We start from the raw sequence: 6,076 nt of genomic DNA on the forward strand, positions 1-6,076 counted from the left end.
CACCGGCGACACCGCCCCGGTGCCGACCGACCCGCCCACCGAGGTCACCGAGGAGCCGACCGGCGGCCCCGGCCAGGACGAGTGGAACCCGCCCTCGAACCTGGTCCAGCCGCTGAACGAGGTCTGGTCGCACGTCGAGGACACCTACGATCTCAACTTCCGCAACTTCGGGTGGGACCAGATCATGGCCACCAACGGCTCCGTCGACTACTGCGTCCGCTGGGACTCGCAGAACGCGGTCGGCACCCAGACCCGCGACGCGATCGAGGCGAAGCTCCAGCAGCAGTACGACCTCTGGTTCGACCACATGGCCGGCTGGAGCGAGTTCCCCTTCGACCGGATCGAGGTGGACGTCGTCGGCTGGGCCGCCTACGACCGCGACCTCCTGCAGTGGTCCGACGGCTCGGTGGACGTCTACATCGGGGACATCCGCGAGGACGCCCCCCAGTGCTCCGAGGACTGCGGCCGCTTCTTCCACCAGGACGGGGACTACTCGCAGTGCCCCGGCGGCGAGGCGCACCACTACGACCAGAGCCTGTGGCTCACCCAGGGCATGGGCGGCGGCGCCGGCGGCGACTGGGGCCAGCGCATGGGCCAGGAGTACTTCGTGGACTCCCTGAACTCCAGCCAGATCACGATCTACCTCCACGAACTGGGCCACACGTTCGGGCTCGACGACTTCTACGACTGGACGCCTACGGGCCAGTGCTGCTTCATCATGAAGGCCGGCTCCTCGTCCACGATCACCGATTTCGACGTGTGGATGCTCCGCGACTGGTGGCGCCACCTCAAGAGCCGCTACGGCTACTGAGGAGCGCTCCTCCATCAGCCCCGGCCGCTGAGGGACGGCGGGAGGCGGCGGGCCCGGCCCGCCGCCTCTTCCCATGCCTCGGACCGGGCCGTGTCCGCGCACATATGGTCGGCAAGGACCGATAGTGTTTAGCATTGTCGAACGGCGGCGTGCCGAACGCCGCCGAGCGCGGCGGTGCACCGCCGGGCGCGGACCTCGAAGGAACGGAGGCGTCCGGATGGCCAGGAACATCCAGTCGCTGGAGCGCGCGGCGGCCATGCTGCGGCTGCTCGCGGGCGGCGAGCGGCGCCTCGGCCTGTCCGACATCGCCTCGGCCCTCGGCCTGGCCAAGGCCACCGCCCACGGCATCCTGCGCACCCTCCAGCACGAGGGCTTCGTGGAGCAGGACCCCGACTCGGGCCGCTACCAGCTCGGGGCCGAACTCCTGCGCCTGGGCACCACCTACCTCGACGTCCACGAGCTGCGCGCCCGCGCCCTGGTGTGGACCGACGACCTGGCCCGCTCCGGCGGCGAGGCGGTCTACCTCGGCGTCCTGCACCTCCGGGGCGTCCTGGTGGTCCACCACGTCTTCCGCCCCGACGACAGCCGCCAGGTCCTCGAGGTCGGCGCGATGCAGCCGCTGCACTCCACCGCGCTCGGCAAGGTCCTGTCGGCCTTCGACCCCGTGGCGCACGCCGAGCTGGTCGAGGCCGAGCGCGAGCGGTTCACGTCCCGCACCGTCACCGGCCTGGACGACATCGAGCGGGCGCTGGACCTGACCCGCGCCCAGGGGTACGCCACCGACGCCGAGGAGACCTGGGAGGGCGTGGCCGCCGTGGCCGCCCCGATCTTCGACCGGCACCGCATGGCGGTCGGCGCGGTCGGCATTACCGGCGCGGTCGAGCGCGTCTGCCGGGACGGGGAGCCGCGCCCGGAGCTCATCGCGTCCGTGCGCGACACGGCCCGCTCGGTCTCGCGCGACCTCGGCGCCAAGCCCTTCTAGTTCCCCGCTCTTTTCCTCCGCTTTCCTGCGGGCCCGCTGTGGTCCTGATATGCCTGTCTTGCAGGTGTTTCCCGTGGTTCGCGATGGAGAGTGTGGTGGTCGTCACATAGCTATTGACGTCCTGGTAACATAGAGGAACACTTTGCGTACGTCGGTCGACATTGTCGAACGCTAAACGGCTTCAGTGCTCGCCATGGCCTCCGATCGGAACAAGCCCTTCCCACGAGGGCGGAGCCACCACTCCGGCCTCGGACGCAGACAAAGGAGTCGGTGTGTCCAACGCAGACATCATCATCGGTGAGGTCACCGGCACGGCGGTGCTCATCCTGCTCGGCGCCGGCGTGTGCGCCGCAGTCACGCTCAAGCGGTCCAAGGCCCAGAACGCCGGATGGCTCGCCATCGCCTTCGGCTGGGGCTTCGCGGTCCTCACCGGCGCCTACCTCGCCGCCGGCGTCTCCGGCGCCCACCTCAACCCCGCCGTCACCCTCGGCCTCGCCATCCAGGGCGGCACCGAGTGGAACCAGGTCCCCCTCTACATCGCCTCCGAGCTCGTCGGCGCCATGATCGGCGCCTTCCTCGCCTGGGTCGCCTACTACGGCCAGTTCAAGGCCCACATGGCCGACCTCGCCCACCAGCCCGAACCCGCCGAAGGCCCCGAGGACGCCGACGCCGCCGCGAACGCGAAGGCCGGACCGGTCCTCGGCATCTTCTCCACCGGCCCCGAGATCCGGGCCCCGTTCCAGAACCTCGCCACCGAGGTCATCGGCACCTTCGTCCTCGTCATCGCGATCCTCACGCAGGGCCTCAACGACGAGGGCAACGGCCTGGGCACCCTCGGCGTCCTCATCACCGCCCTGGTCGTCGTCAGCATCGGCCTCTCCCTCGGCGGCCCCACCGGCTACGCCATCAACCCCGCCCGCGACCTCGGCCCCCGCATCGTCCACGCCCTCCTGCCCCTCAAGGGCAAGGGCCGCTCCGACTGGGGCTACGCCTGGGTGCCCGTCGCCGGACCGCTCCTCGGCGGCGCCCTCGCCGGACTCCTGTACAACGTTGCCTTCGCCTAGACGCACCGACACAATCGAGACACCACCGCTTTGACAACGACGTTTTGGAGCGCATCATGACCGACACGCACACCGGCCCGTTCATCGCCGCCATCGACCAGGGGACCACCTCCTCGCGGTGCATCGTCTTCGACCGCGACGGCCGCATCGTCGCCGTCGACCAGAAGGAGCACGCCCAGATCTTCCCCAAGCCGGGCTGGGTCGAGCACGACGCCTCCGAGATCTGGCGGAACGTCCAGGAGGTCGTGGCCGGGGCCATGGTCAAGGCCGGCGCCGGCCGCGAGGACATCCTCGCCATCGGCATCACCAACCAGCGCGAGACCACCATGCTGTGGGACAAGCGCACCGGCAAGCCCGTCCACAACGCCATCGTCTGGCAGGACACCCGCACCGACCAGCTCTGCAAGCAGCTCGGCGGCGACGCCGGCCAGGACCGCTGGCGCCGCGAGACCGGCCTGCCCCTGGCCGCCTACTTCGCCGGCCCCAAGATCGCCTGGCTCCTCGACAACGTCGAAGGCCTGCGCGCCAAGGCCGAGGCCGGCGACCTCCTCTTCGGCACCATGGACTCCTGGGTCATCTGGAACCTCACCGGCGGCGTCAACGGCGGCGTCCACGTCACCGACGTCACCAACGCCTCCCGCACCCTCCTGATGAACCTCGAGGACCTCTCCTGGAACGAGGAGATCGCCGCAGAGATGGGCGTCCCGCTCCAGGTCCTCCCCGAGATCCGCTCCTCCGCCGAGGTCTACGGCGAGGTCAAGGGCGGCCCCCTCGAAGGCCTCCTCGGCGGCGTCCCCGTCGCCTCGGCCCTCGGCGACCAGCAGGCCGCCCTGTTCGGACAGACCTGCTTCAGCGTCGGCGAGGCCAAGTCCACCTACGGCACCGGCACGTTCATGCTCATGAACACCGGCGAGAAGCTCATCCACTCCGAGTCGGGCCTGCTGACCACCGTCGGCTACCGCATCGGCGACCAGGACCCGGTCTACGCGCTCGAGGGCTCGATCGCCGTCACCGGCTCCCTCGTCCAGTGGATGCGCGACCAGATGGGGCTCATCAGCACCGCGGCCGAGATCGAGACCCTCGCCCTCACCGTGGAGGACAACGGCGGGGCCTACTTCGTCCCCGCCTTCTCCGGCCTCTTCGCCCCCTACTGGCGCTCCGACGCCCGCGGCGTGATCGCCGGCCTCACCAGGTACGTCACCAAGGCCCACATCGCCCGCGCCGTCCTGGAGGCCACCGCCTGGCAGACCCGCGAGATCTCCGACGCCATGATCAAGGACTCCGGCGACGACCTCGTCGCGCTCAAGGTCGACGGCGGCATGACCTCCAACAACCTCCTCATGCAGTTCCTCGCCGACGTGCTCGACGCCCCCGTCGTGCGCCCGATGGTCGCCGAGACCACCTGCCTCGGCGCGGCCTACGCCGCGGGCATGGCCGTCGGCTTCTGGGACTCCGTCGAGGACCTGCGCGCCAACTGGCGCCGCGCCGCCGAGTGGACCCCGGACATGGACGCCGAGGTCCGCGACCGGGAGTACAAGAACTGGCTCAAGGCCGTCGAGCGGACCATGGGCTGGCAGGACGAATAGGAGCACCGCGATGACCACCTTGCAGCACGCCTCCGCGCCGGAGGCGGACCCGACCGGCGCGATCCGCTTCACCGAGCGGACCGACCGGGCCGAACAGCGCGAGGAGCTGTCGAACGTCACGTTCGACCTCCTCGTCATCGGCGGCGGCATCCTGGGCATCTCGACCGCCTGGCACGCCGCGCAGTCGGGGCTGCGGGTGGCGCTCGTGGACGCCGGGGACTTCGCCGGGGCCACCTCCTCGGCCTCGTCGAAGCTCCTCCACGGCGGCCTGCGCTACCTCCAGACCGGCGCGGTGAGACTGGTGGCCGAGAACCACTTCGAACGCCGCGCCGTCACCCGCCAGGTCGCCCCGCACCTGTCGCGGCCGCTCAAGTTCTACCTGCCGGTGTACAAGGGCGGCCCGCACGGCGCCGCGAAGCTCGGCGCGGGCGTCTTCGCGTACTCCGCGCTCAACGCCTTCGGCGACGGGGTCGGCCACCTCCTCAGCCCGGAGAAGGCCCGCCTGGCGGTGCCGGAGCTGCGCACCAAGGACCTCAAGGCGGTCGCCGTGTACGGCGACAGCCAGATGAACGACGCCCGCATGGCCCTGATGACCACGCGCGCCGCAGCCGACGCCGGTGCGGCCGTGCTCAACTACGCCGAGGTCACCGGCCTCCGCTTCACCGGCGGCCGCGTCAGCGGCGCCGACCTGCGCGACAAGGTGGACGGCACCGAGTTCGGCGTGGACGCCCACGTCGTCCTCAACGCCACCGGCCCGTGGGTCGACCACCTGCGGCGCATGGAGGACCCCGGCGCGGACCCGTCGATCCGCCTCTCCAAGGGCGCGCACCTCGTGCTCAAGCGCGTGTCGCCCTGGAAGGCCGCCCTCGCGACGCCGGTCGACAAGTACCGCATCGCGTTCGCGCTGCCGTGGGAGGACATGCTCCTGCTCGGCACCACCGACGAGATCTACGAGGGCGACCCCGGCGAGGTGCGGCCCACCAAGGCGGACTTCGAGCAGATCCTCGACGAGGCCGGCGTCTCGGTGCGCTCGGCGCAGCTCAAGCCCGAGCTCATCACGTACGCCTTCGCGGGGCTCCGGGTCCTGCCCGGCGGGCCGGGCGACACGTCCAAGGCCAAGCGGGAGACCGTGGTGACCGAGGGCCGCGGCGGGATGCTCTCGGTGGCGGGCGGCAAGTGGACCACGTTCCGCCACATCGGGCGGACCGTGATGAAGAAGCTGGCGGCCATGCCCGGGTACTCGCTCGGCGACGAGATGGAGCCGCTGGAGAACCTCCCGCGGCGCCTGCCGCTGCCGGGGATCGCGAACCCGCACGCCGTGGAGCACCGGCTGCTCTCCGAGGGCGGCGCGCCGCTGGCGGGCCTGGGGGAGGACACCGCGAGGCACCTCGCGACCCACTACGGCTCGATCGCCTTCGACGTCGCCCGCCTCGCGGGCGAGCACCCGGAGCTCGCCGAGCGCGTCCACCCGGACGCGCCGGAGATCTGGGCCCAGGTCGTGTACGCGCGCGACATGGAGTGGGCCGAGACGGCCGACGACGTGCTGCGCCGCCGCACCACCCTGATGATCCGCGGCCTCGACACCCCCGAGGTGCGGGCGCGGGTCCAGCAGATGCTCGACCGGAAATGAGGG

At 71.0% G+C, this 6,076-nt stretch carries 5 protein-coding genes; all 5 read left to right on the top strand.

Annotation, left to right across the window (positions count from 1 at the left end; genetic code table 11):
• Positions 1-19 precede the first annotated feature (19 nt).
• The 5 genes from LO763_RS30305 to LO763_RS24885 all read left to right on the top strand — a co-directional run bounded on the left by LO763_RS30305 (position 20) and on the right by LO763_RS24885 (position 6,073).
• On the top strand, positions 20-811 hold the full coding sequence (locus tag LO763_RS30305; RefSeq protein WP_439650318.1) for a hypothetical protein: 792 nt from the start codon (positions 20-22) through the stop codon (positions 809-811).
• A 217-nt stretch (positions 812-1,028) separates the two neighbouring features.
• Positions 1,029-1,793 carry an IclR family transcriptional regulator gene (locus tag LO763_RS24870; RefSeq protein WP_230790416.1) on the top strand — a complete coding sequence of 255 codons (765 nt, stop codon included), beginning with the start codon at positions 1,029-1,031 and terminating at the stop codon, positions 1,791-1,793.
• Between the two features lie 272 nt (positions 1,794-2,065).
• Positions 2,066-2,857: an MIP/aquaporin family protein gene (locus LO763_RS24875; protein WP_230790419.1), complete on the top strand. Its 792-nt coding sequence runs from the start codon at positions 2,066-2,068 to the stop codon at positions 2,855-2,857.
• 56 nt (positions 2,858-2,913) lie between these two features.
• The gene (gene glpK / locus LO763_RS24880) at positions 2,914-4,443 is read left to right on the top strand and encodes a glycerol kinase GlpK (protein ID WP_230790422.1); all 1,530 of its coding nucleotides are present in this window, start codon (positions 2,914-2,916) and stop codon (positions 4,441-4,443) included.
• Between the two features lie 10 nt (positions 4,444-4,453).
• Positions 4,454-6,073 carry a glycerol-3-phosphate dehydrogenase/oxidase gene (locus LO763_RS24885; protein ID WP_230790425.1) on the top strand — a complete coding sequence of 540 codons (1,620 nt, stop codon included), beginning with the start codon at positions 4,454-4,456 and terminating at the stop codon, positions 6,071-6,073.
• The last annotated feature ends 3 nt before the right edge of the window (positions 6,074-6,076 follow it).

This window comes from Glycomyces amatae (assembly GCF_020991375.1).
Lineage (GTDB): Bacteria > Actinomycetota > Actinomycetes > Mycobacteriales > Micromonosporaceae > Glycomyces > Glycomyces amatae.